At 38.8% G+C, this 23,755-nt stretch carries 21 protein-coding genes; 8 read left to right on the plus strand and 13 right to left on the minus strand.

What is annotated here, in order from left to right:
• Positions 1 to 19: 19 nt before the first annotated feature.
• Both IE199_RS10820 and IE199_RS10825 read right to left on the minus strand, forming a co-directional pair.
• A complete protein-coding gene (locus tag IE199_RS10820) occupies positions 20 to 625 on the minus strand; it encodes a LysE family translocator (protein ID WP_189770200.1) in 606 nt (201 codons plus the stop codon).
• 210 nt (positions 626 to 835) lie between these two features.
• A complete protein-coding gene (locus IE199_RS10825; protein WP_189770202.1) occupies positions 836 to 2,224 on the minus strand; it encodes a tetratricopeptide repeat protein in 1,389 nt (462 codons plus the stop codon).
• Between the two features lie 304 nt (positions 2,225 to 2,528).
• On the opposite strand from IE199_RS10825, the gene IE199_RS10830 reads away from it, so the two are divergent.
• Positions 2,529 to 3,281, plus strand: a complete 753-nt coding sequence (locus tag IE199_RS10830; protein WP_189770204.1) for an alpha/beta hydrolase — start codon at positions 2,529 to 2,531, stop codon at positions 3,279 to 3,281.
• A gap of 61 nt (positions 3,282 to 3,342) precedes the next feature.
• Here the strand turns inward: IE199_RS10830 and IE199_RS10835 are convergent, their stop codons facing one another.
• Positions 3,343 to 4,182 (minus strand): DUF6279 family lipoprotein, encoded by an 840-nt coding sequence (locus IE199_RS10835; RefSeq protein WP_189770212.1) that lies wholly within the window; start codon positions 4,180 to 4,182, stop codon positions 3,343 to 3,345.
• A 112-nt stretch (positions 4,183 to 4,294) separates the two neighbouring features.
• Here IE199_RS10835 and IE199_RS10840 point away from each other — a divergent pair, with 112 nt between their 5' ends.
• Positions 4,295 to 5,305: a 6-phosphofructokinase gene (locus tag IE199_RS10840; protein ID WP_189770214.1), complete on the plus strand. Its 1,011-nt coding sequence runs from the start codon at positions 4,295 to 4,297 to the stop codon at positions 5,303 to 5,305.
• 4 nt (positions 5,306 to 5,309) lie between these two features.
• Here IE199_RS10840 and IE199_RS10845 read toward each other — a convergent pair whose 3' ends face one another.
• From IE199_RS10845 to IE199_RS10870, 6 genes are all read right to left on the minus strand, one after another.
• Positions 5,310 to 6,134 (minus strand): LytR/AlgR family response regulator transcription factor, encoded by an 825-nt coding sequence (locus tag IE199_RS10845; protein WP_189770216.1) that lies wholly within the window; start codon positions 6,132 to 6,134, stop codon positions 5,310 to 5,312.
• Positions 6,131 to 7,207, minus strand: coding sequence for a sensor histidine kinase (locus tag IE199_RS10850; RefSeq protein WP_189770592.1), 1,077 nt, complete (start codon positions 7,205 to 7,207; stop codon positions 6,131 to 6,133). Before IE199_RS10850 ends, IE199_RS10845 begins: the two co-directional genes overlap by 4 nt.
• Positions 7,208 to 7,690: 483 nt before the next feature.
• On the minus strand, positions 7,691 to 8,044 hold the full coding sequence (gene hinT, locus IE199_RS10855; protein WP_189770218.1) for a purine nucleoside phosphoramidase: 354 nt from the start codon (positions 8,042 to 8,044) through the stop codon (positions 7,691 to 7,693).
• An 8-nt stretch (positions 8,045 to 8,052) separates the two neighbouring features.
• A complete protein-coding gene (locus tag IE199_RS10860) occupies positions 8,053 to 11,142 on the minus strand; it encodes an efflux RND transporter permease subunit (RefSeq protein WP_189770219.1) in 3,090 nt (1,029 codons plus the stop codon).
• On the minus strand, positions 11,139 to 12,428 hold the full coding sequence (locus tag IE199_RS10865) for an efflux RND transporter periplasmic adaptor subunit (RefSeq protein WP_229854662.1): 1,290 nt from the start codon (positions 12,426 to 12,428) through the stop codon (positions 11,139 to 11,141). Before IE199_RS10865 ends, IE199_RS10860 begins: the two co-directional genes overlap by 4 nt.
• 16 nt (positions 12,429 to 12,444) lie before the next feature.
• Positions 12,445 to 13,869, minus strand: a complete 1,425-nt coding sequence (locus IE199_RS10870) for an efflux transporter outer membrane subunit (RefSeq protein WP_189770222.1) — start codon at positions 13,867 to 13,869, stop codon at positions 12,445 to 12,447.
• 227 nt (positions 13,870 to 14,096) lie between these two features.
• Here IE199_RS10870 and IE199_RS10875 point away from each other — a divergent pair, with 227 nt between their 5' ends.
• Positions 14,097 to 14,720: a LysE family translocator gene (locus tag IE199_RS10875; RefSeq protein ID WP_189770224.1), complete on the plus strand. Its 624-nt coding sequence runs from the start codon at positions 14,097 to 14,099 to the stop codon at positions 14,718 to 14,720.
• Here IE199_RS10875 and IE199_RS10880 read toward each other — a convergent pair.
• Positions 14,717 to 15,145 (minus strand): hypothetical protein, encoded by a 429-nt coding sequence (locus tag IE199_RS10880; protein WP_189770226.1) that lies wholly within the window; start codon positions 15,143 to 15,145, stop codon positions 14,717 to 14,719. The two genes, IE199_RS10875 and IE199_RS10880, sit on opposite strands and share 4 nt — an antisense overlap.
• 259 nt (positions 15,146 to 15,404) lie before the next feature.
• Between IE199_RS10880 and ccoN the strand changes: the two genes are divergently transcribed.
• From ccoN to IE199_RS10900, 4 genes are read left to right on the plus strand one after another with little or no spacing between them, the layout of a single operon-like run.
• On the plus strand, positions 15,405 to 16,829 hold the full coding sequence (ccoN, locus tag IE199_RS10885; protein WP_189770228.1) for a cytochrome-c oxidase, cbb3-type subunit I: 1,425 nt from the start codon (positions 15,405 to 15,407) through the stop codon (positions 16,827 to 16,829).
• Positions 16,830 to 16,840: 11 nt separating this feature from the next.
• Positions 16,841 to 17,485 carry a cytochrome-c oxidase, cbb3-type subunit II gene (gene ccoO, locus IE199_RS10890; RefSeq protein ID WP_189770230.1) on the plus strand — a complete coding sequence of 215 codons (645 nt, stop codon included), beginning with the start codon at positions 16,841 to 16,843 and terminating at the stop codon, positions 17,483 to 17,485.
• Positions 17,486 to 17,489: 4 nt separating this feature from the next.
• A complete protein-coding gene (locus IE199_RS10895) occupies positions 17,490 to 17,669 on the plus strand; it encodes a cbb3-type cytochrome oxidase subunit 3 (protein WP_189770232.1) in 180 nt (59 codons plus the stop codon).
• On the plus strand, positions 17,662 to 18,699 hold the full coding sequence (locus IE199_RS10900) for a c-type cytochrome (RefSeq protein WP_189770234.1): 1,038 nt from the start codon (positions 17,662 to 17,664) through the stop codon (positions 18,697 to 18,699). The genes IE199_RS10895 and IE199_RS10900 overlap by 8 nt, the downstream gene beginning before the upstream one ends.
• A 97-nt stretch (positions 18,700 to 18,796) precedes the next feature.
• Here IE199_RS10900 and IE199_RS10905 read toward each other — a convergent pair whose 3' ends face one another.
• From IE199_RS10905 to IE199_RS10915, 3 genes are all read right to left on the minus strand, one after another.
• Positions 18,797 to 20,008, minus strand: coding sequence for a glycosyltransferase family 2 protein (locus tag IE199_RS10905; protein ID WP_189770236.1), 1,212 nt, complete (start codon positions 20,006 to 20,008; stop codon positions 18,797 to 18,799).
• Complete coding sequence (locus IE199_RS10910; protein ID WP_189770238.1) at positions 20,008 to 20,580, minus strand: MiaE family protein; 573 nt, start codon at positions 20,578 to 20,580, stop codon at positions 20,008 to 20,010. Before IE199_RS10910 ends, IE199_RS10905 begins: the two co-directional genes overlap by 1 nt.
• A 63-nt stretch (positions 20,581 to 20,643) precedes the next feature.
• Entirely contained in the window at positions 20,644 to 21,801 is a 1,158-nt protein-coding gene (locus IE199_RS10915; RefSeq protein ID WP_189770240.1) for a PA0049 C-terminal domain-containing protein, read from the minus strand.
• Between the two features lie 254 nt (positions 21,802 to 22,055).
• Between IE199_RS10915 and asnB the strand changes: the two genes are divergently transcribed.
• Entirely contained in the window at positions 22,056 to 23,720 is a 1,665-nt protein-coding gene (gene asnB, locus IE199_RS10920) for an asparagine synthase B (RefSeq protein ID WP_189770241.1), read from the plus strand.
• Positions 23,721 to 23,755 lie beyond the last annotated feature (35 nt).

Consider the following 23,755-nt stretch of genomic DNA (forward strand, 5'->3'; position numbering starts at 1 on the left):
TAACATTTATTTAATAGCTTTATAGTCGGTTCATATCTAGTAACAGGTTTAGCGCAATTACACATAAAGTGAACCCACCTAAGGCATTAATTACTCGGCTTACTTGATGAAGTTGTAACTTATCTTGCAGTTTAATTAACAACATTGCGATGAGTGCTAACCAAGCAGATAAGATGCCAACGTGAATGGTTGAAAGTATTAAAAAGTTACCAATACTCGCGCCAGCAAAAAGTGGAATTACCGTCATATAAAGAATAATGGCACGTACATTGACAAGATTTAAAGTTAACGCAGATCGAATACCAATAACGTCTTGTTGAAGCGCTTTTTGAGCGTCCTTTTTAATATAACTGGCGAATATTAGCTTTACTCCTAAATACGTTAAAAACAGAATTCCCATAAGCTGTAACAATCGGAAAATAAAAGGGTGATGGTTCAACAGCGTTGAAACCCCTACTCCCGCTAACATACTGTGAATACTAATTCCGATACCTGAACCAATTACAACAGGCCAAATACCTTTAAAACCAACTTTAGATACATTGGACATTGCAAGAATAAAACTCGTACCGGGCGACAAAGCAATGGGCAAAACCGTGGCAATAAAGCCGCTAAATTCAATCATAAGGCGATTATTTTTATCAATTGCTTTGCACGTTTTTACAAAGCATTTATAAGTTTATAAATCATATCTACACAATTGTTTTTTTTAAATAATCAATTGTAAGCTCATGTTATCCCATGGCCTAGGTTTACAAATCTCATATTGTCGACATTAATGCGCCAGATAATAACAAACGAGATAAAACCTATATGTTTTTGTTCTGTGGAAGGGTTAATTATCTTCAAGGTTTCCTTTAATAATTTTATATTGAACAAGTGCACTCTCTAACATGCGAATATCGAATGAATCCTCTAAATTTTTCAACAAAACATTGGCTTGATCTTGCTTGTTGTTCGCCGCTATTTTTACCCAAGCAAATGCTTTTAAATATGACTCGCTATCATTTTCTGACTGAGCCTTTTTAATAAAGGCCAAACCTAAGTCAAGTTGTGCAACTGGAAGATCTAACATTGCTGCCTGCTCCAAATAAGGGATTGCTTGTTGATACTTACCCTTTTGAAAGTGTTCCCAGCCCTTTTTATGTAATTCGACCGCTTCCACAGACGTTGTAAACACGACGACTTCACCTTGCTCTGACTGGTTTAAACCGATAATACCTGAGTTTTCATCGCTCGTTTGAGCATACAACTTTTGCCAATAAACAAGTTGTTGTTCATTTTTCTCGATCAGTTTGCCTTCTTGATATATGGCAATTAATTTTTGTGCTGCAGAACGAGAGCCTTGTTCCGCGATATCACTCAGCACATCAATCCCTTTTTTGACTTCCTCATGATTGACAGAATCAAGCAAAATGCCGGCGTAATTTTCGCCTGCATCCAAGTTACCTCCACGATAACTTTCTTTAAACCAGTGGCTTGCTTTAGCAAAATCAACTTTGTGTTCTAGTCCTAACTTATAGATCAGCCCTAAATTGGCTTGTGCATCACTATTTCCCTGCTCCGCCGCTTTTAATAAATAAGTAAACGCCCTTTTATAATCTTGATAAACATGGTCGCCTTTAAAATACATCCGCCCAAGTAATGCTTGTGCTGGCACGTGGTCATTATCGGCAGCCATTCTTAACCACCTGATCATAGCATTTACATTGCCTTTAATTCGCTCCTTCTTCATATGTGCATTTGCTAGTTCAAGCATGGCCGGCACATAACCAAGAAATGCAGACTTTTCTAATGATTTAATATATTCACTGTCATCGTGAGTGAGCATTGCATAGTGGTAGGGAGCATCTGGATACAGAGCTTCGGTAGAAGATTTACTGGCAATGAAAAAATATTTTTCTGATTTTTTAAGGTTAGTCTCGTGCCCATATTTGCCCATGTTCAAAACCGCCAAAATATAGGCAGACTTGGCACTAAATTCACTAAAACCCAACTCATGCACCAATCGTTCAAACAACTTAACAGCTTCATTAAGATCCTTATTTACACCATCTTTTCCATGTAAATAAGCTAGCCCTAATTTATATGCAGAATGTGCACTATATTCCGCTTGTTTGGCAAAGTTTTTCTGATCTTCTTGATTGGTATTAAGTGCAAAAGTTATTGGTGTGTATGCGATATAACATCCAGTTACTAATAGTGAATATATGAGCTTTTTCAAACTTTACTTCCTCACATCCCTTGTCAAAACATGGTTTACCCAGTTTTGTTTATTATTGTTATGTAAATCGCCAATTTACATTGGTTTAACAAAATCATTATAAATAATAATGTGAATCATTAAAGTGTTAAATTAACGTTTTTTTCAAGTAGTGGCAGCGATTACTTTCAATGGTCAAAAATCACACTTCACTTGTCAATGAATGTGTTTCGTTCTACTATTTTAGATTACAAGCGTAATACTAGATAACAAGATCATGCTAAAAATACTGATAGTCAGTTTTTTATATTTCAGCACTCATGCAATGGCAAATATACCTTTAGTCATTGGCGAACAAATACAACTGTACTCAAAGGTATTAAATGAATCCCGCCGAATTGATATATACCTACCTAGAACCTACCAAGTTAACACCAATAAAAAATATGACGTTTTATATGTACTGGATGGCAATGCACATCTGCTGCACGCAGCCGGTAGTCAGTTAGTCTTAGCAGGTTACCAGCAAATGCCAGAATTGCTCATTGTCGGCATCCATAACACCAATAGAAATCGTGATTTAACGCCTTCAGTAGTAAGTTCTGTTGCCAACTCAGGAGGAGCAAGTCATTTTAGGAGATTCATTGCCGAAGAGCTCATCCCACATGTCGCCCAAACATATAGAACAAACGACAAACGATATTTGTCAGGTCATTCATATGGTGGGTTATTTGCTATTGATACGTTAGTAGAGCAACCAGATTTATTTGATGCCTATTTTACTTTTAGCCCGAGTTTACGGTGGGACAATGACTTAGTTCTAAATAAACTATTAGTACAAATTCAGAAAACTCAATTAACTAAATTTTTATACGTAAATATCGGAGACGAAGGATTTAAGTTAAAAAGACCAATTCTACAACTGCATGAATCATTTAAAGCCAGCACACTTGATGAAAAATTATGGCACTTTGATTGGCTTGCTCAAGAAAGTCATGTTACGACACCTGTTATAGGTCAGTTTCTCGCATTTAGAGCATACTTTTCAACCAATCTAATGAACAATAATGCCCGCTAATCAACATACTTAAATGAATAATAAATTTGTAACTTAAACTTTTAACTAATTATCTTGTGGTTTAATCAGTTATCAAGTCAGTAAGATCTTCAATCAAATTTTCAATTTCACGATTAAATTTACGCTTTTGTTTAGATGAGAGGTTGGTTAACTGGTACAGCATGATGGACTGAGCAACCTTATTGTTAGCATTTGAAATTTCTAGGTACTCGTCAGTTCGGTATTTATCTCTACCATTGATCATTAAGTCAGAAAGTGCCAATACATAGTTTTTGCTGAGTTGCTCATTGTCAATTAAATCGAAAAAGACACCTTGCCATTGTTCTCTATACTCCATCCAGTGAATAAAAGTACGTTGGTAACCTAATGAAAGTTCGTTAATTTTTGCTTTTTGCTTGTCATCTAGTTTACCTACCCACTCTTTTAAGTCTTGTATTTGTTCATCTTGACGCTCTTTTCGCCATTCTTTCATGGATAAAGCTTCAAACTCACGCCACTTCTTTTGGTTGTCTTTTTCAATGTTGCCTTTAAGATCTTTGATTTGTTCTTTGGTCAACATTTTTGAAAGCTTAGCAATTTCGGGGGCAGCTTTTGTCATTAATGTTTTCCAATGCACTCTCACTGCTTCTTGATGTTCAACAAGCTCTTGCTCAGTGATGCCACGGTTTACTTGTTCTTTTAGTGATATCAACTGATTCACGTATTCAGGCAATTGCGTTTCTCTATGCCAATCATGCAGTTCAGTTAATGCAGCATCAAACGCTTTTTGTTGTTGTTTACTTAACTCAACATAATCGTCAACATACCAATCAATCCACCAATCTATGTTGTTGTACACAAAAGTAGTACTGCAGCCTGTTAGCAATAAAATTAAAGAGATTGTAATTATTATTTTTTTCATGAAAACCAACCAGATCAAAAAAGGCTACTGTTGTACAGATTAGCCTATTGTAAAACTAAAAAAAGGCTTTTAATGTTACAGTTGTTTTCTTATTTGTTACAAGGATTTATCCATGGGCAAACGAATTGCTTTATTAACCAGTGGTGGTGACGCTCCCGGCATGAATGCAGCTATTCGAGCTGTTGTATTAGCCGCACATAAATTTGATTGTGAAGTCATTGGCTTTATACACGGATTTAACGGTTTAATGCTCAATGAATTTCAGTCACTTTCAATAGCATCGGTCACTAATATCATTCACCAAGGTGGGACTATACTTAAAAGTGCCCGTTGTAAAGAAATGCATCTACCATCAGGGATCATAAAGGCAACTGAAACGTTAACTAAACATCAAATTGATGCGCTGATTGTTATCGGGGGTGACGGCTCTTTTACTGGAATGTTGGCATTGAGCAATACGTGGAAAGGTCAACTGATCGGTATTCCAGGTACTATTGATAACGATGTAGATGGTACAGATTTTACCATTGGCTTTTCAACAGCCATTAATACCGCAATTCGTGCGATTGATAAAATCAGGGACACGGCTAATGCCTTTGATCGCGTGTTTATCGTTGAGTTAATGGGAAGGCACAGCGGACATATTACCTTTAACGTTGGGATAGCTTGTGCTGCTGAACAAGTGATTTCATTTGAAAATTTCAACTCGGATGAAGAAGAAGCTACTTTAGCGCAATTAACTGACGGCATTGAACAATCGGCTAAGATTAAGCACAGCAGCCATTTAATTGTTATCGCTGAAAATTTATGGCCAGGTGGAGCACAAAAGCTCGCCGAGCAATTAACACAGCGTTCAGGAGTTGATTGTACTTTATGTACTTTAGGATATATTCAACGCGGCGGCTCACCAGTTGCAAAAGATAGGATATTAGCAACTAAAATGGGGGTCAGTGCAGTCCAAGCAGTAATAGACAATCAGCATTTAGTCATGACGGCTGAATTAAATAATACCATGAACTTAGTACCGCTCAACATTGCCATTTTACATAAAAAACGGGTTAACCCTGCACTTGTTGATGCTCAAGCCAATATTTTAGCCCTTACGGCACAAACCGAAAATTAAGCCGTTAACTGGTAACGGCTTGTTTAACTCTTTCTTTGTAACTTCTGCTGACTTTTAGCTCTTTGCCATTACTCATGACCAGAAAGTATTCACCATTGAGTTGGCTGCAAAATTTATCGACGAAGTTTTTATTGACTATCGTCGAGCGATGACTACGAATAAACATTCGAGGATCTAGTGACTCTTCAAGTTGTTTCATCGTTTTACGTAAGATGTGTGTATTGCTATCGGTATGAACACACATGTAGTCACCTGCTGCATCAATCCACAAAATATCTTTAACTGGCACTCGACTAACTTCGCCGGCATCTTTTATGGCAAGTACATCAGAATAATGCGATAAACTTACCGGTTTATTGTTTTGTAAGTCATCCAAAATATTTTCGTAATTGTTGCCAGTTACATCACTGACTAACTTAACTAACTTTTCTTTATGCTCTGCATTTTCACTGTTAAGTATATTATCTCTTACTTTATTTAACGCCTTTTGCAGCCTTTCTTCATCAACAGGCTTCATCAAATAATCTAATGCATGTACTTCAAAAGCTTTGAGTGCGTATTGGTCGTAGGCAGTCACAAAAATAACAGCGGGTAATTTCATTCCCTGTTCAACAATAGCGTTCATTACTTCAAAGCCATCTAAACCCGGCATTTGAATGTCTAAAAATACGAGATCAGGCTCATACGCCCTAACGGCTTCTATTGCTTCTCTGCCATTACTGCATTCTGTAATGATGTTGATGTCAGAATGGGCTTTTAGCCGAATAGCTAAACCTTTGCGCGCTAGTGCTTCATCGTCGACTAAAATCGTACGTAATTCTTTACTCATACATTCGTTCCAACTTCAAAAGGCATTCTGATGTTAACTTTAACACCTTTCGGCGTATTATTGGAAACAACTAGTGAAAAATCATTACCATAAAGCGCTAGTAGCCTTTCTCTAGTATTGGCTAAACCAACCCCATTTTCGCGATATAGGTTTCCATTTTTTATTTCCGCACCTGGGCCATCATCTGAAAGTTCGATTAACAAATCATTGCCAAATTTAGAGACATTAACATTAATACTGCCACCTTCCTCTTGAACAGCAATCGCATATTTAATTGCGTTTTCAGCAAGAGGTTGCAAAATCATGCTCGGCACTCGTGCGTTTTCACAGTGTTCACCGACATTAAAATTAACTTGAAGTCGCTCTTCAAACCGCACTTTTTCAATATCTAAATACAACTTTAATGCTTGAAGTTCACTTTCTAATGTCACTTTTTTCATCGGATCTTTATCCAATGAATAGCGTAAAAACTCACTGAGTTTTGTCACCATGCCATTAGCCGTTTTGTTATCTTCAATTAAGATCAGTGTCGAAATAGCATTTAGCGTATTAAATAAAAAGTGTGGATTCAGCTGGTATCGCAGCATTTTTAACTGTGCTTGATGAGCAACAGTATTCGCTTTTAATACGTTTTGTTTTTCTTTTTGCAGCATTTGGTAGTAGTTAGTACCAAAGTACAACAAACTCCAACTGAGAATAATAGAAAACGAAAACATGGTGTTTCTAGCGTAATAAATTAACTCATCGGGACGATAACCGTGTTTATAAATTTCCCAATAGTTAATGTTTTTAATTACTTGCCAAAACAAAGCCGTGATAAAAGAACATAATATGACCCAAAGTGCTATACGAATGGGTGGTAAATTCCATATTTTTCGATAGATGTATCGAAGTGGAATACTACAAAGCCAGCCGGCATAAGCATTCAAAATAAGGATCACAGTAAAGATATCACGCAAGTCGTGAAGTAAGGATCCTAAATAGTGTACTAAAGCAAAACCGCACCAGCCTGCTGTATGCATAAACCAGAATAAGCGATTTTTATCTTCTAATGATTTCGTCCAACGCACCACTAATACCAATTCGATTAAATGTTTGACCAACTTAGAACTTCATTAGCGCGTTGAGAACAAGCTAAATAATTTAAGCATAGTCACTCTATGGTTCGATTATTTAGGGAAGTTATCAGGGCGCTAAGAGTTCCCAAGGGCGAGTTTAAAAGACTCGTAGACTGTGTTATTGATTTTAACAAAGACGCTACACGGATGTAGCTTATTAGAGAACGCAGGAGCATGTTCTCCTGAATAACCAGTCTTTGCAATTAATGCCTTGTCTCTAACCCTTTTAATTCTCGCTAAGTGGCCAAATATTTATTCGAGTTGGTATAACAACCGAGTTTGGCCTCATTAACAATAATTATGAATTACCCATTGCAACAACGCATTACAGCTAGTCGTAGCTATTAGTCGCTTTATCTCATTTAAGCGTAATGGTAGAGGTTTAAAATTAGAGAAAGGAATAAGGCAAGCATAAATGCTTGCCTTTTAAGCAGATTTTTAACTTTTTGACAGCATTTTACCTAGTGGCTCCCCACCTACTAAATGCATATGGATGTGATAAACCTCCTGACCACCGTGTCGATTACAATTCATAATCAAACGAAAGCCATCTTCAGCAATCCCCTCTTGGGCTGCCAATGTTTTTGCTACGGTAAATAATCTGCCCATCGCTAATTCATCGTCAGCCTCAATGTCATTAACAGTTGGGATCAATTTATTAGGAATAATCAAAATATGTGTATTGGCTTGTGGTGAAATATCACGAAAAGCCGTTACTAATTCATCTTGATACAAGAGTTCTGTTGGAATTTCTTGTCTAATAATTTTTGAAAATATTGTTTCTTCTGCCATAACCTTCCCTATGCAGGTAACATTTTAGTTTTTGCTAGTTTAACAAAACCTTTGGCATCTTCTACCAATAAATAGTTTACCGGCACTAAAACCAAAGTGATAAAGGTCGCAAAAATGATACCAAAGCCTAAGGATACCGCCATGGGGATCAAAAACTGTGCTTGAGTCGCTTTTTCAAATAATAGCGGCATTAACCCAATAAACGTTGTTAAAGACGTTAACATGACCGGCCTAAATCGAGATTGTCCTGCAGTTAACACCGCTTCCATTAACTCGGCTCCTTCAGCGCGGCGTTTATTAATAAAATCAACTAAAACTAAGCTGTCATTTACTACGACACCAATAAGCGCCATCATGCCCAGGAAACTCATGATAGTAAGATCCATGCCCATAATCCAATGGCCGGCTACAGCGCCAATCGCACCAAATGGGATCACAGACATCACAATCAACGGCTGAATATAAGACTTAAATGGAATTGCCAATAAACAATAGATTATAAAAAATACAAAGATCAAACCATAGGCCAAACTGCCAAACGATTCACTTTGCTCTCTCGCCTCACCTTCAAGTGTGTAACTTACACCCGGATATTTAGCAACAAGCTCATCTAAAAACTCAGCCAACTCACTGTTAATCACCGTCATGTTAGTATTTTGTTTATCAACGTCGGCCGTGACGTTAACTGTTCTAAAACGATCAATTCGATTGATTGCTGAAGGGCTCTTTCCTGGCTTAAGAGTGGCAACATGAGACAAAGGAACTTGGCCACCTGTTGGTGTATTGATCAACATATCACTTAAATTGGCCAATGATTTACGTTCCGCCAATGGGAATTTAATGATGACTCGCACATCATCGCGACCACGCTGAATTCGTTGAATTTGCGCGCCAAAAAAGGCATCCCTAACTTGGCGAGTAATTAACGTACGAGATATGCCCATGGCATAACCTTGCTCAGTTAATTCAATTTCAATTTCTTCTTTACCGTTAGATAAACTATCTGAAATTTCAAAAGCCGTTGGGTAGGTTCTTAAATGATCTTTAACTTGCTCTGATACCACTTTAAGTGTTGAAAGTTCATTAGCAGCCAATTGGATATCAATGGGGTTACCACCACGGCCAATTTCAGCTCTAAAAGTAAGGCTTTCAGCACCCGGCACTCTGCCAATTAGTTCGCGCCACTCTTGAACCAATTGAGGTGTACCGATACCAGAATCATTTTTATCTGCTGGGGTAATTTCAAATCGTACACGCCCGGTTTCATTTCTCGTGATGGCTAAAATATTAATAATAACGCTGTTGCCATCTTCGTTACGGTATTTATCTTGTAATTGCGCGGCAGCATTGGCCATTTTTTCTACGTAGCTATCAACGACTTCATAACTTGTACCAACGGGCATTTCTAAATTAGCTCTCGCGGTTTCACTTGCGATGCGAGGGAAAAATACAAAACGCGTCCAGCCACTCATAATGAAAGATAGAATTAAAATAAATACCCCAATAAACAACATCACGGTCATCAAACGGTTTTTTGTCGCCACGGCTAATACAGGTTTGTAGTATTTAATAATTGCCCCTTCAAACCCATCGGCGAAGCGTTGTTGCCACTGGCTTAACTTAGACGATTTTTTTTCACCCCTGAGCTTCAAACCTTTTAAATGTGAAGGCAAAACAAACTTAGATTCAATTAATGAAAACAGCAATACAGGTATAACAATTACAGGGATTTGACTGAATATTGCGCCACGCATGCCCTCAATAAAACCTAACGGAATAAATGCTGCCACTGTGGTTAAAATACCAAAGGTAACCGGTGTCGCGACTTCCTCTGTTCCTTTAATCGCCGCTTCTATCCCAGAAGATGCCGTTTGACTGTGCCGATAGATATTCTCCCCCGTGACTATCGCGTCATCAACAACGATACCTAACACTAATATAAAGCCAAACAAGCTCATTATATTGATAGATATATCAAACAGTGGCATCACAATAAATGCCCCCATGAAACTCACTGGAATACCAATAAATACCCAAAAGGCAATGGATGGACGAAGGAATAAAGTCAGTAGCAATAAAACTAAGAAACCACCTTGTAATGCATTAGTAATAAGCGTGTTTAAACGGCTTTTTACTATTTCAGAGTCATCATCCCAATAGCTTAGTTCAAAGCCTTGCGGTAAATAAGGTTGTTTATCTTCAATGTAAGCTTTAACCGCATCGGCAACATCAATTGCACTTTGGTTACCGATACGATAAACCTCTATCAATGCGCCTTGTTTACCATTAAAACGTGCTCTTAGCGGTGTTTCTTCAAAACCATCATTAACAATGGCAATATCTCTAAGTGTAATGATTGAGCCATCTGGATTAGTTTTTACGACAATCTTTTCAAACTCGTCTTTTCGATATGCTTGTCCCTTACTTCGCACTAATACATCACCGCCATCAGTACGCACGTTGCCCGCAGAAATATCTAGTGAGCTCGATTTCACCGCGTCAGCAATGTTAGATAAGGTTATTTGATATTGACGTAGTTTTTCTTGGCTTACTTCTATGTTAATTTCATAGTTACGCACGGCATCAAGTGATACTTGAGTTATTTCGGGTAACGTTAACAAATCATCACGAACATTCTCTGCAAACTCACGAATTTCTTTTTCGCCATAAATTGAAGCAACCGTTACTGCAATTACTTCCCGCTTGCGTTGCAAAACCGAGATAACGGGTTTTTCAGCGTCAGCTGGAAACGTATTAACTGCATCGACGCGACTTTTTACATCATTAAGTAACTCTCTTGCATCGTAGCCATTATCAGCTTCAATGCGAACCCGAGCAGAACCTTCAACTGACGTACTGGAGATCTTCTTTACGCCCTCTAAATCTTGCACTGCTTCTTCGATACGAATAGCAACACCTTGTTCTACGTCTTCCGGAGTTGCCCCACGTAAGCTAACTTGAACGTTAACCACATCAGACTCAAACGAAGGGAATACTTCAAGAGGAATGTTACTATTGATGGAAAATACACCCGCTAACAAAATTGAAATCATTAACAAGTTTGCAGCTACGTGATTTTTAGCAAACCATGCGATCATGATTGACCTCCGTTAGCAGCGATAGACTGAGGTTGTGTTTTGTCTGCTTTATCTTTGCCTCGTCTCTCTTTTCCTTCTTTTCCTTGTTTATTCATTCCTCTTTTTTTGAGGTTTTGCGTCACAATCGTGCCATCTTTCTCATTAATCGCTACTGGGGTGCCCGATGTTACTTGACCTAGTGGTGTTAATACTAAAAGTTGCCCTGCTTCTAAACCTTGTTCAATAATAGCAACTTGTTCATTTTGCCAAGCTATATCGATGTTTTTACGCATCAACAAGTCATTTTCTACAATGTAGACATAACTGCCCTGATATATGGCTTTGTTTGGCACGGTGATCACTTGATCTACCGTTTTGCCGTTTATTTTGGCGCTAACATATTGTCCAATTTTTAATGGCATGCCTTTAGTTGTTTTAACACCGTATGGATCGTCTATTTGTGCAACAACATAAAGCTGCTGAGAATTTTCATCATAAGCCCCTTCAGTTCGAACCAGTCGACCCGTCCAGTACTGTCCTTTAATCAAACCCGACTCAAACGTCACTAATGGTTTATTTTGCTCAGACGCATCGTTGAGCCTTGTGCTTTCAGGCAAAGCCATATAAGGCAAATCTTTATTTTTCAGCGGAAGGCGGATCTCTACATAATCAACAGCATAGATTTCAGCCAATCGCGTACTTGGCGAGACTAATTGCCCAATATCCACCTGCTTGTTAAGGACTCGTCCAGAAAAAGGCGCTAATATTTTAGTGCGCTCAACAGCTAGCTTGGCTTTATCTAAACTTGCTTGGGCTGAAAATACTTTAGCTTCTGCTGCCATTAGTTGAGGCTTTCTTAACACCAAATCAGGTGCTGTTGCGCTATTTCCTAATCGCTGCCAGTCTTGTTTTGCTTGTTCTACACGCGCTTGCTCTTCACTGTAGGCTTGTTTGGCACTTAACAAATTAGCTTGTGCAATTTTCACTTCTGCTTTTAAGTCTCTGTCATCGAGCGTGACTAAGACTTCACCTTTTTCAAAAAAACCACCGTCTCGAAAGTCTTTTGAAATATCAATAATTTGGCCAGAGACTTGTGGCAGTAATGCGCTTTGTGTTCTGGGTTTTACTGTGCCATAGCTATCGACAACAATAGAAAAGTTTTTACGTACTATGGTTTGTACATCAACATTTAATTGCGGTGCTTGGCTAGGTCGACCTCGTTTAGACTCTGGAGGGTTTTTCATCACTATCATTGCCAGCACAATAAATCCCGCTAATACCGCAATCGGCAATATTAATTTTTTCATCGTATTTTTCATGGTATTAACTCTTCACTTCATACTGGGTTTGGTTTGTGGAAAACAAAGGGGTATTTGAACCACCCAATGAAACATATAAATTGATTCTGTTTTGTAATAGCTGATTGGTTAGCTGAATGAGTTGTGTTTGTGCATCAAATGCTCGGCGCTGCGACTCTAATACTGATGTATAGGACACTAGCCCCTTCATATATTGATCAAAAGCCAATTTTTCTGCTGCCTCAGCATTTTCTTTAGCTTGTAGAAAATGTTGATAGCGTTGTTTTAGCGCTTGACGATTACCAATTGCATTTTCTACATCTGCAAACGCTTGATAAACTTGTTCTAAATATCGTTGTTCTTTTTGTCTAAGCGTCAACTCTGCTTGATTTTCAGCGGCTTCTAAACGACCACTATTAAATATTGGCGCGGTAATGTTGCCGAGTAGCGACCAAGCTAAGGCATTACCGTCGAGCAAGTTACTTAATTTATCAGCGCTATCACCTGTGCTAGCTGTTAAAGTAAAACTAGGAAAACGTTTTTTATGTGCAATAGCGAGTGAAGCATCACTAGCCAATAAGTCATACCAACTGCTCGCAATATCAAATCGCTGCGTTAGTAACTGAGAAGGTTCACTTAACGCAATATCCTTAGTAATTAACGGTAAACGGTTTGGCGCAGATAATACGCCTTTTGGATATTCGCCAATTAAAAGTTCGAGTTGTCGTTGTAACTTTTGAACTTGATGCTGTTGATCAATAACTCGCGCTTTTTCACTGTTTACGTTGTTTTGCGTTAAATACACATCAAGTGCTTGGTTTAACCCTAACCGATAAGATGATTGAATAATATCGAGATTACGCGTTTGGTTGTTTGCTCTTTGCTGATAAAGTGCTAACAGTTGATTAGCTGAAACTAAATCAAACCAGGTACGCGCAACTGTTGCAACAAGGTTCAATTCTTGATGTTTGAGTTTGTGTTTTGCTGAAGCGAGAGCCAAGTTTGCTCTACGTTGTTCGTCAGAGAGCTTGCCCCATAAATCAACTTCATAACTGAGCTTTGCTGAGATATCAGCACTATTACTAATTTTCGTTCCTGTTTCAGTTACTGACTTTTTTCGAGACTGTGTCGCGTTTAAAGAAAGCTCAGGCAATAAACTTGCGCCGGAAATCACTACTTGTTGTTGAGCCAACTGCATCGCAAATTGATTTGCCTTAAAATCATAGTTATTCGACAAGGCATTTTGAATAAGCGCATTTAAGGTGTTGTCATTAAACGCCAAAAACCAATCGTTCAGAATTGGCCCATTATCTTTGGCGTTACTACCTTGCCATTGTTTAGGCGTTTCGACATTGACCAAACTCATGTCTAGAGCATTATTGCTGGTACATCCGACTAAACTCGCCACAAGCAAACTAATGACGGTAGGTTTTACTCTATTTCTCATCATGTTTTATTTGTCATTCCAATCTTAAACCTCATGACATAAACCTTGAGGGTTTTCTATTCAATATAATAGTACGTTAGCTGAATTTTCCCTTACAATGTCATTTACATAGCTTTACGCTATAGATTTAACTGTAAGACCAAACAGCAAATAATTAAGACAAACTGCTTTTCGCTTTAATATAAGTTATTTATTATTAGCTCAATTTTTTACAGTACGTGTTGCAGTTGATGATAGATCTAACCTTGATAAGCCTCTTTATCCCGACATTTTTTTTGGTCAGCCTCACTCCTGGCATGTGCATGACACTCGCGATGACATTAGGCATGTCAATTGGTGTTAGAAAAACATTGTGGATGATGTATGGAGAGCTAATTGGTGTGGCGATTGTTGCCACAGCTTCTGTGCTTGGCGTAGCAACAGTATTGTTAAATTTTCCGAAGTTGTTTTTTGCGCTAAAACTTTTTGGCGCATGTTACTTGGCTTATCTCGGTCTGCAAATGTGGCAAAGCCGAGGTAAACTAGCATTAAGCGAGCAACAAAATACAAACAATATCCGTCAGCCGTTAACCTTATTTACTCAAGGACTAGTCACGGCCATAGCTAACCCTAAAGGCTGGGCATTTATGGTTTCTTTATTACCACCTTTTATCAATCAAAGTAACGCGTTACTACCACAACTTACTGTATTGATTGCAATAATATTAATATCTGAGTTTGTTTGTATGATGATTTACGCAACGGGGGGTAAGACAATTGCTAGAACGCTGACAAGTGTCGACAATGTAAAGCGCTTGAATAAAGTATCTGGCAGCTTAATGTTGTTAGTTGCATTGTGGTTATTGATTGGTTAACGCAAATAGCTAGGCACGGTAAATGAAAGTGATTGCTGTTTATTACCATTAATAAATATCCAAACACGCCACGTCATTTCAGGCTGGCCACAACTACCAAACAAGCCATCGGCAATAAATTGGTTTTTGCCTGACTTTTCAAATAACAAGGGGATTTTCCCCATATACATATCTTCGCCTTCCATATAAGCAGAGATTGAAGTAATCGCTTTTGGAGACTTTACATTGATAAGTAGTTGAAAACCTTGCTCAGCAACCAGTTTTTCGCGATTAAATGTAATGCTCACTTCTGCATCATCTATAGTAATTTGGCAATGACTTTGCCCTTCTATACAGCGCGGTGAAACAGGCGCAGTTTGCTCAGCTTTATTACAGCCTCCCAAGAGCATTAATATTAGGAATAATTGGCAGAATTTAGTAAACATTGAATTGGCTGGTAAGTCATTAAAAACGTGGAATTTACACCTATTTGCCGAGAAATTAAACACTTCTCTGGTTTTTTTTGATTTAAAACAAATTTTACCTTTATCAGGGGTGACTTTACCCCCCAAAAATTCTATCATTCGCGCGAGTTTAAGACGCATCGTGTGATTGTTTAGTTTTTAGACTATAACTATTACACTAGAGCACTTAATACTCAAAACTTGAAACTATTTAAATAATTATAACTGCGGAAAACCAACCATGACTCAAAATGATACGTCAGCAGTAGACTATAACTTCGATGTTGTACGTCAATTTACTGTAATGACCGTAATATGGGGTATTGTAGGTACGTTAGTTGGTGTTATTATTGCCGCGCAGCTTATTTGGCCTGCGTTAAACTTTGATACACCTTGGTTAACCTACTCCCGATTACGTCCTCTCCACACCAATGCGGTAATTTTTGCATTCGGTACAAGTGCGTTGTTTGCTACTTCCTACTACGTTGTACAAAGAACGTGTAAAACAACTCTATTTGGTGGCTCACTAGCTTCTTTCACGTTCTGGGGCTGGCAAGCCGTTATCGTGTTAGCAGCGATTACATTGCCTCTAGGTTATACGTCAAGTAAAGAATATGCAGAATTGGAATGGCCAATTGATATTCTTATTGCTGTCGTTTGGGTTGCATATGCTATTGTGTTTTTCGGCACGTTAGTTAAACGTAAAACGTCTCATATTTACGTAGCTAACTGGTTCTTTGGTGGTTTCATTATCACTGTTGCCGTACTTCACATTGGTAACAGCATGGCAATTCCAGTTTCAATGATGAAATCATACTCATTATACTCTGGTGCTATCGATGCGATGATGCAGTGGTGGTACGGTCATAATGCGGTAGGTTTCTTATTAACTGCTGGTTTCCTTGGCATGATGTACTACTTTGTTCCTAAGCAAGCTGAACGTCCGGTTTATTCTTACCGTTTATCGATTGTTCACTTCTGGGCATTAGTTTCATTATATATTTGGGCAGGTCCTCACCACTTACACTACACAGCACTTCCAGACTGGGCACAAAGTGTTGGTATGGTAATGTCAGTTGTATTATTCCTTCCTTCTTGGGGTGGTATGATTAACGGTATCATGACGTTATCTGGTGCTTGGCATAAACTTCGTCATGACCCAATTTTACGATTCCTAATCGTTTCATTATCTTTCTACGGTATGTCTACGTTTGAAGGTCCAATGATGGCGATTAAATCAGTTAACGCATTATCTCACTACACTGACTGGACAATTGGTCACGTTCACTCTGGTGCACTAGGTTGGGTAGCAATGGTTTCAATTGGTGCTATGTACCACTTAATTCCAGTATTATTCGGTCAAGGCCGCATGTACAGCGTAAAACTGATCAATGTTCACTTCTGGATGCACACTGCGGGTATCGTTCTTTACATCGTAGCAATGTGGATTTCAGGTGTAATGCAAGGCTTAATGTGGCGCGCGGTTAACACTGACGGTACATTAACATACAGTTTCGTTGAAAGCTTAACAGCCTCTTACCCGTTCTACTTCATGCGCTTCTTAGGTGGTGTATTAGTAGTAGCTGGTTTCTTGTTAATGGCTTACAACATGTTTAAAACAATCGCAGCTGAAGACGGTAGTCTTAAGCGTGTAGAACAAGCATAAGGAGACGAAACATGACTAATAAACATGAAAAAGTCGAAAAAAATGTAGGCTTGTTCTTTATCATCACTATTTTAGCGATCAGTGTTGGTGGTTTAGTAGAAATTACGCCGCTATTCTTCCAAAAAGAAACAACACAGCCAGTTGAAAACTTACGCCCTTATACTGCTCTAGAAATGGAAGGTCGTGACATCTACATTCGTGAAGGATGTAACGTTTGTCACAGTCAAATGATCCGTCCATTCCGTGCAGAAACAGAGCGTTACGGTCACTACTCGGTTGCCGGTGAACATGTATGGGAACATCCATTCCTATGGGGTTCTAAACGTACTGGTCCAGATCTAGCTCGCGTTGGTGGTCGTTACAGTGATGACTGGCACCGTGCTCACCTTATTGATCCTCGTTCAGTTGTACCAGAGTCGAACATGCCTGGCTTCCCTTGGTTGGAAGAAAACAAGCTAGACGGCAACTTAACAGCGAAGAAGTTAGAAACGTTTAATTTCTTAACGAGAAATCGAAGCCACAAAGATGAAAATGGCAATCCGATCCCACTTTACTCAGCTGAAGACATCAAGAATGCGAAGTCAGAAGTGAAAGGCAAAACAGAAATGCAAGCCTTGATCGCTTACTTACAGTCTTTAGGTCACGCATTGAAGTAACACTATGGATTACGGAACGCTTAGAGGCATCATTGCCGTAATAATTTTGGCTTTATTTATCATCATTGTGGTGTGGGCCTATAGTAAAAATCGTAAGTCTGACTTTGATAAAGCAGCAAATTCGATTTTAGAGGACAACCACAAGGAAGAAATTAACAAACAGGAGACTAATAATAATGTCTAGTTTCTGGAGTATATGGATTACAGTTCTAACACTGGGTACATTGATAGGTTGTTACCTATTATTGCGCTGGTGCTTAAAGAACTTCGCAGGTGTTGAAGAAGGTGCTTCTATGGGGCACGAATTCGACGGCATTGAAGAATTAAATAATCCACTACCAAAATGGTGGAGTACGTTCTTCTTAATTACTATCATCTGGGGATTTGGTTATTTACTAATGTACCCAGGTTTAGGTAGCTGGCAAGGTCTATTCGGCTGGAGTAGTTCTAACCAAGACGTAACAAGTCTTGAAGACTCTCGCGCAAAAGCTGAATATGCAAAAGCTAACGGCCTTATCGTTGAATACGATATGGAAGTTAAAGCAGCAGACGAAAAATTTGGTCCAATTTTTAATAACTTCGCTTCTTTTTCAGTAGAAGATATTGCTGCGGCAAAAAATGAAGAAATCGATTTTGAGATCAATGACAACCTAACAGCAGCGCAAAAAAATCTAGTTGATAGAAAAGAAGCGTTAAAAGTAGGTCAGCGTCTATTCTTGCAAAACTGTGCACAATGTCACGGCTCTGATGCACGCGGTACAACTGGCTTCCCTAACCTAGCTGACAAAGACTGGTTATATGGCGGTACACCTGAAGATATCAAGCACACCTTACTATACGGTCGCGTTGCTAACGGTATGATCGCATGGGAAACCATGGTAGGCGGCGACCAAGGTGTTAAAGATGTGGCTGCATATGTATTGAGCTTAAGTGGACGTGAAGCTAAAGACGGTAACGTTGAAGCTGGCCAAGCTAAATTTGCAATGTGTGCGGCATGTCACGGTGCTGAAGGTCAAGGTAGTGTTGAAATGGGTATTGCACTTGGTGCGCCTCGCCTTAACGACAATATCTGGCTATATGGCGGCTCTGAACGTGCTGTTCAAGACTCTATCCGCTATGGTCGTGCTGGTGTAATGCCTGCTTGGAAAGACATTTTAGGTGAGCAAAAAATCCACGTGATCAGCGCTTACGTTTACAGTCTTTCTCAAGACTAACAAACAATAGTTTCAAGCAAATAAAAAGCCCTTCTATATGAAGGGCTTTTTTATATCTCTAAATACAATCTCAAGCTTATGCTTAATCTAAAAACAATTAAATTACTTCAAATCCAGCCATGTCTATTGCTTTAGTAAGCGGCATGTCTGCAAAACCATGTTCTCTCAAGTGATGGATAAATTTTAGTGTCCGAAAGGCATCAAACCATACGGTAAATTGTCGTTCAAATTGTTCTTGGTTGCAGGCTTGGTGCGCGTAAACAAACTTCTCTATATCTAAACTTAACAACGCATTACACGATGCAGTGCTTAACCCATTTAGCCAAGAAGTTAATTGCTCTCGTTGTTGATATAACGCCTTTACATGTACCAGCGTACTTTTTAACTCTTCAAAAACACCAGGATGATAGTAATAATACAATTCACCAAGCGCTTTACTTGCAAGTATTTTTTCAACTGCTGGCCCTGTACCAAAGGGGACTCTATCGGATGTTCTCGCTTGCAGCTTTATTGCCACTTTGTCGAAGGTGACTACCCTACCGAGCTTGGCTAACTTATTGAGCAAATAGAAGTCTTCACCGGCACTACGTTTAGGAAACCCTCTTACATTAGCATATGCTTGTGCACTAAAGCTTAATACACTACCAATAGTGAAAAAGCTGTAAGGCGAGTTTGCATATTTCAGCCCTGCTACATAATAACGTAAGCTGAGCTCATATTGCGCATTTGCTTGATGAACTGATTCATCATCACTGTGATGATAAAAATTGTAACAGCCAGCAACGTCTCCCTTGTCCATGGACTTTGTCGCTTCAAAGTAATCTTTGGGTAAGGTTGCATCGGCGTCCGTTGAATGGATCCAAGAGGAAGTTATGTTACCCTGCTTGATCAGCTGACAAGCACAATCAGCGCCAATTTTTCTTGCAAGGCCTACTCCTTTTTTTCTGGGTAAACCTTGATTAAATTTATCAATAACTAGAATGTCACAAACACTGTTTTTGATATTAACTAGCGTAAATGCTTGCCTATTCCAACGAATATCGCCCAAAGAAAGACAATGATTATATAAGTCTTGTTGTTTAGTCGTTTCAGTTAAATCATCGGGTTGATTAATGACTAAAATAACAAGCGTAGGCGAGGTAAATGTAGATTGTTCCGCAAACTGTGATAAAAAAGCCACATGCTCTTTATAAGCTGGAATTACTACAACATTTGGGTAACAAAGAGCCTGAGGAAACTCCGTTAAAATGGCTGTTTCAGGCTCTGCGTATTGGTTTAAATATTTGCTAAGGTGGCGACTAATGGCCATTAGTGAAGAGCTGCTCTAAAAGGTAGTTTTTCACAAATTTCTGCTTCAGCAATTAGTATTTCTTCAAGTCTGGTATCTACTTCTGCTTTATCAAAGTATTCATAGGCTAATTCAACAAAAAGATTTTTATGCTTTTCTTCTGATTTAGCAATTGAAACGTAAAAGTCCTTTTCTTTGCCCTCAGGTAGCGCTTGCGCTACTAAAGAAAAACGCTCGTGACCACGGGCTTCGATAACACCAGCTACAAGTAATCTATCTAAGAAAAAAACATCTTTACCATTTCTAAATACCTTGCGTATATTTTTGATGTACATGTCTTTTTCATCATTAGCTAGCAGAACTTCTCTCGCTTGTAGCAACTTAAGCACTTGTTTAAAGTGAATTAGTTCTTCAATCGCTAAATCGGTCATTGCCCGCACTAAATTTTTGCGATCTGGATAATGCGATAACATAGATACCGCCATACCAGAGGCTTTTTTCTCTGCCGCAGCGTGGTCTTGTAAAAATGCATCGAAGTCAGCAAGCACTGCCTCTGTCCATTCAAAGGGAGTTTTATATTTTAATTCAAACATAGTCATTACAACTTAAGACAAAAATTGCGCGCTATTTTACCTTGCTGACGGGGAACAACAAGGTCAAATATCACTAATTGTTAAAGTTAACATTTGCTTTATTTGTTTTACTATTTCTCTCGTTCGCTCAGGTTCAAAACCTTTGATCCGTGGCGTATGTATGTGACCCACCGGCAAAGTTGGCTTGTGTGCATCCCTTAAAACGATACTGCGATAAGATATTTCATTAGATAAATAACCACCGCCACTGCCCTCAACTGAGGTTTGTGTCGTCAGTGCTTGTAGCGAATCAGCTATTTTTATTCCCTCTAACGTCGTGACTTTTCTATTATCATTAACAGTAAATGGTCCTTTTGCCTTTTGCATTGCAGCGACAGGCAAACTAAATTCGACAAATTCTGGTCCGACAAAGGCACTTTCAAATAACAGCGGTAGTACAGGTAGTTCTTTTGTTCCACCTGTGTAGACATTTAAATTGTCGGGCGCATTTGCACTTCGCCTTAGACTAGGAAAACGTTCAAGATCAAAGTTTTCACGTCCCATACTTATGGTAACTATCATATCTACTTGGCGAAAATAGGGAGTTAATAGCTCTTCTATCATGCCTTGGTCAAAATCAGCAAACCGTACAGGAATGATCAAGGATTCTATTTCTGCGCTTTGACCCAAGTGATTAACGACTAAATTATCTAGCGCTAATGCCGCAACACCAGAAGGGTTACTTTGTCCGATATTTCGATCTAAGAAAAATGGATCAAAACCTGTCACCAGTATTTTCTTTTTACTACCTCGGTCAAATTTTATATCAAGTTGGCCTCTACTGATTAATTCGAACTTCCATAATAATTGCTGCTGTTGTAACGCTAACAAACCTTGAAAAGTTTTATTTTGGCGCAGCTCTTTCGTCATCTGCAGTCTAGCCCAATAAAGTGCACGATCATCATAGTTTTCTTGATTTTTGAAAGCGATTACTGCGTCTTGCCACAGTTTTTGACCATGACGAATAACTAGCTGAGTTAAAGTGGTAAGATTTTTCGCTTGAGAAACCTGTTCAGTAAACTGTTTTGTATTATTGCCAAGTAATTGAAAAACCTGTGGCATTTCTTTTTGCGCATTTTCGATACGTAGCTCTTCTACGGTAAAATTAGTTATTTGGCTTTCCTTGGCTGTCGTTGTTAACGACAAAGACACTAATAGCCCAAGGAGCAATAAATTACGCATAAAAAATCCTATCAACAAAATGTAATGTGTTGACTATAAACGATAACCGCGTGTTATTCAGTAGATTCAATCATTAAAATAATTTTTGATTTAATATGAATTAACAGTTGATTTTTCTTGATATCGTGGCAAAGTAAAGCCCGCAGTTGCACAACAAGTTGTCGTTTAAATAAGTAATAACTCTCCTTTAACACTTCTCATTTTTCAACTGTACTCACAATTTGGATTCATCATATACAAGAGGTAGCGCTTCAATGTGTTCGATATTTGGTATATTAGATATAAAAACTGGGGCTGATGCCCTTCGCCCTAAAGCAATTGAAAGTTCTCGTTTATTACGTCATCGCGGTCCTGACTGGTCTGGTGTTTATAGTAATGACAACGCCATATTAGTTCATGAGAGACTTGCCATTGTTGACACCGAACATGGTGCTCAACCTTTATACAACGAAGATAAAACCCATGTTTTAGCCGTAAATGGCGAAATTTACAACCATAAAGCGCTAGAAGAAAAGCTAACGGTTGATTATCAATTTAAAACCCACTCAGATTGCGAAGTTATTTTACCTCTTTACCAAGAGTTTGGTACGGGCTTTGTCGATAAGCTTCAGGGCATGTTTGCCTTTTGTTTATACGATGAAACAACAAATAGCTATGTTATCGCTCGCGATCATATCGGTATTATTCCGCTTTACACAGGTAGAGACGAAGAAGGTAATTTCTATGTAGCTTCAGAAATGAAAGCCTTGATGCCTATGTGTAAAACCGTAGAAGAGTTTCCTCCTGGCCACGTATTAGATAGCCGCACAGGTGAGTTAGTAAAATATTACAAACGCAACTGGATGGAATTTTCAGCCATTAAAGACAACTTCACTAGTAAGCAAAAGCTTCGTGAAGCCTTAGAAGAATCGGTAAAGAGCCATCTAATGACTGATGTACCATACGGCGTTTTGCTCTCCGGTGGTTTGGATTCTTCACTTGTGTCATCTATCACTCAAAAGTTTGCTGCACGTCGTATTGAAGAAAACGATTTATCAGAAGCTTGGTGGCCAAAAGTACACTCTTTTGCTTGTGGCCTAGAAGGCTCACCTGATTTAGTTGCAGCACAAAAAGTTGCTGATAGCATTGGTACAATTCATCACAGTGTGATTTTTACCGAACAAGAAGGTATAGACGCGTTAAAAGAAGTTATTTATCACCTTGAGACCTACGATGTAACAACAATTCGTGCATCGACTCCTATGTATTTAATGGCCAGAAAAATTAAAGCCATGGGAATAAAAATGGTGTTATCAGGTGAAGGTGCTGACGAAATCTTTGGTGGTTATTTATACTTCCACAAAGCGCCTAACGCTCAGGAATTTCATGAAGAGTTATTACGTAAATTAGACAAACTACATATGTTTGACTGTTTGCGCGCTAACAAATCAATGTCAGCTTGGGGTGTTGAAGCTCGAGTACCGTTTCTAGATAAAAGCTTTATGGATGTGGCAATGCGTATTAATCCAGAAGATAAGATGTGTGGTAACGGTAAAATTGAAAAAGGTATTTTACGTTCTTCATTTGAAGGCTATTTACCTGAAGAAATTTTATGGCGTCAAAAAGAGCAGTTCTCTGACGGCGTAGGTTATTCGTGGATTGACGGGTTAAAAGCCCATGTAGAAGAGCAAGTAACTGATCAGCAGTTAGAAAATGCTAAGTTTAGGTTTCCGCATAACACGCCAGATACCAAAGAAGCTTACTTCTATCGAGCAATTTTTGAAGAGCACTTCCCTCTTCCTTCTGCCGCTGAATGTGTACCTGGGGGTAAATCTGTTGCCTGTAGTACACCTCAAGCATTAGCTTGGGATGAAGCATTTAGCAAGATGGCAGATCCGAGTGGTCGCGCTGTACAAAACGTTCATAATGATAGTTATTAAACGTTAACAACCGCTGTGAATTCAAAGCCGAGCTA

The organism is Thalassotalea marina, from assembly GCF_014656435.1.
GTDB classification, from domain to species: domain Bacteria; phylum Pseudomonadota; class Gammaproteobacteria; order Enterobacterales; family Alteromonadaceae; genus Thalassotalea_C; species Thalassotalea_C marina.

Coding starts and splice junctions, on each gene's coding strand:
- IE199_RS10820 (WP_189770200.1), bottom strand. CDS start 625: ATGATTGAATTTAGCGGCTTTATTGCCACGGTTTTGCCCATTGCTTTG.
- IE199_RS10830 (WP_189770204.1), top strand. CDS start 2,529: ATGGCAAATATACCTTTAGTCATTGGCGAACAAATACAACTGTACTCA.
- IE199_RS10835 (WP_189770212.1), bottom strand. CDS start 4,182: ATGAAAAAAATAATAATTACAATCTCTTTAATTTTATTGCTAACAGGC.
- IE199_RS10840 (WP_189770214.1), top strand. CDS start 4,295: ATGGGCAAACGAATTGCTTTATTAACCAGTGGTGGTGACGCTCCCGGC.
- IE199_RS10845 (WP_189770216.1), bottom strand. CDS start 6,134: ATGAGTAAAGAATTACGTACGATTTTAGTCGACGATGAAGCACTAGCG.
- hinT (WP_189770218.1), bottom strand. CDS start 8,044: ATGGCAGAAGAAACAATATTTTCAAAAATTATTAGACAAGAAATTCCA.
- IE199_RS10860 (WP_189770219.1), bottom strand. CDS start 11,142: ATGATCGCATGGTTTGCTAAAAATCACGTAGCTGCAAACTTGTTAATG.
- IE199_RS10865 (WP_229854662.1), bottom strand. CDS start 12,428: ATGAAAAAATTAATATTGCCGATTGCGGTATTAGCGGGATTTATTGTG.
- IE199_RS10870 (WP_189770222.1), bottom strand. CDS start 13,869: ATGATGAGAAATAGAGTAAAACCTACCGTCATTAGTTTGCTTGTGGCG.
- IE199_RS10875 (WP_189770224.1), top strand. CDS start 14,097: ATGATAGATCTAACCTTGATAAGCCTCTTTATCCCGACATTTTTTTTG.
- IE199_RS10880 (WP_189770226.1), bottom strand. CDS start 15,145: ATGTTTACTAAATTCTGCCAATTATTCCTAATATTAATGCTCTTGGGA.
- ccoN (WP_189770228.1), top strand. CDS start 15,405: ATGACTCAAAATGATACGTCAGCAGTAGACTATAACTTCGATGTTGTA.
- ccoO (WP_189770230.1), top strand. CDS start 16,841: ATGACTAATAAACATGAAAAAGTCGAAAAAAATGTAGGCTTGTTCTTT.
- IE199_RS10895 (WP_189770232.1), top strand. CDS start 17,490: ATGGATTACGGAACGCTTAGAGGCATCATTGCCGTAATAATTTTGGCT.
- IE199_RS10900 (WP_189770234.1), top strand. CDS start 17,662: ATGTCTAGTTTCTGGAGTATATGGATTACAGTTCTAACACTGGGTACA.
- IE199_RS10905 (WP_189770236.1), bottom strand. CDS start 20,008: ATGGCCATTAGTCGCCACCTTAGCAAATATTTAAACCAATACGCAGAG.
- IE199_RS10910 (WP_189770238.1), bottom strand. CDS start 20,580: ATGTTTGAATTAAAATATAAAACTCCCTTTGAATGGACAGAGGCAGTG.
- IE199_RS10915 (WP_189770240.1), bottom strand. CDS start 21,801: ATGCGTAATTTATTGCTCCTTGGGCTATTAGTGTCTTTGTCGTTAACA.
- asnB (WP_189770241.1), top strand. CDS start 22,056: ATGTGTTCGATATTTGGTATATTAGATATAAAAACTGGGGCTGATGCC.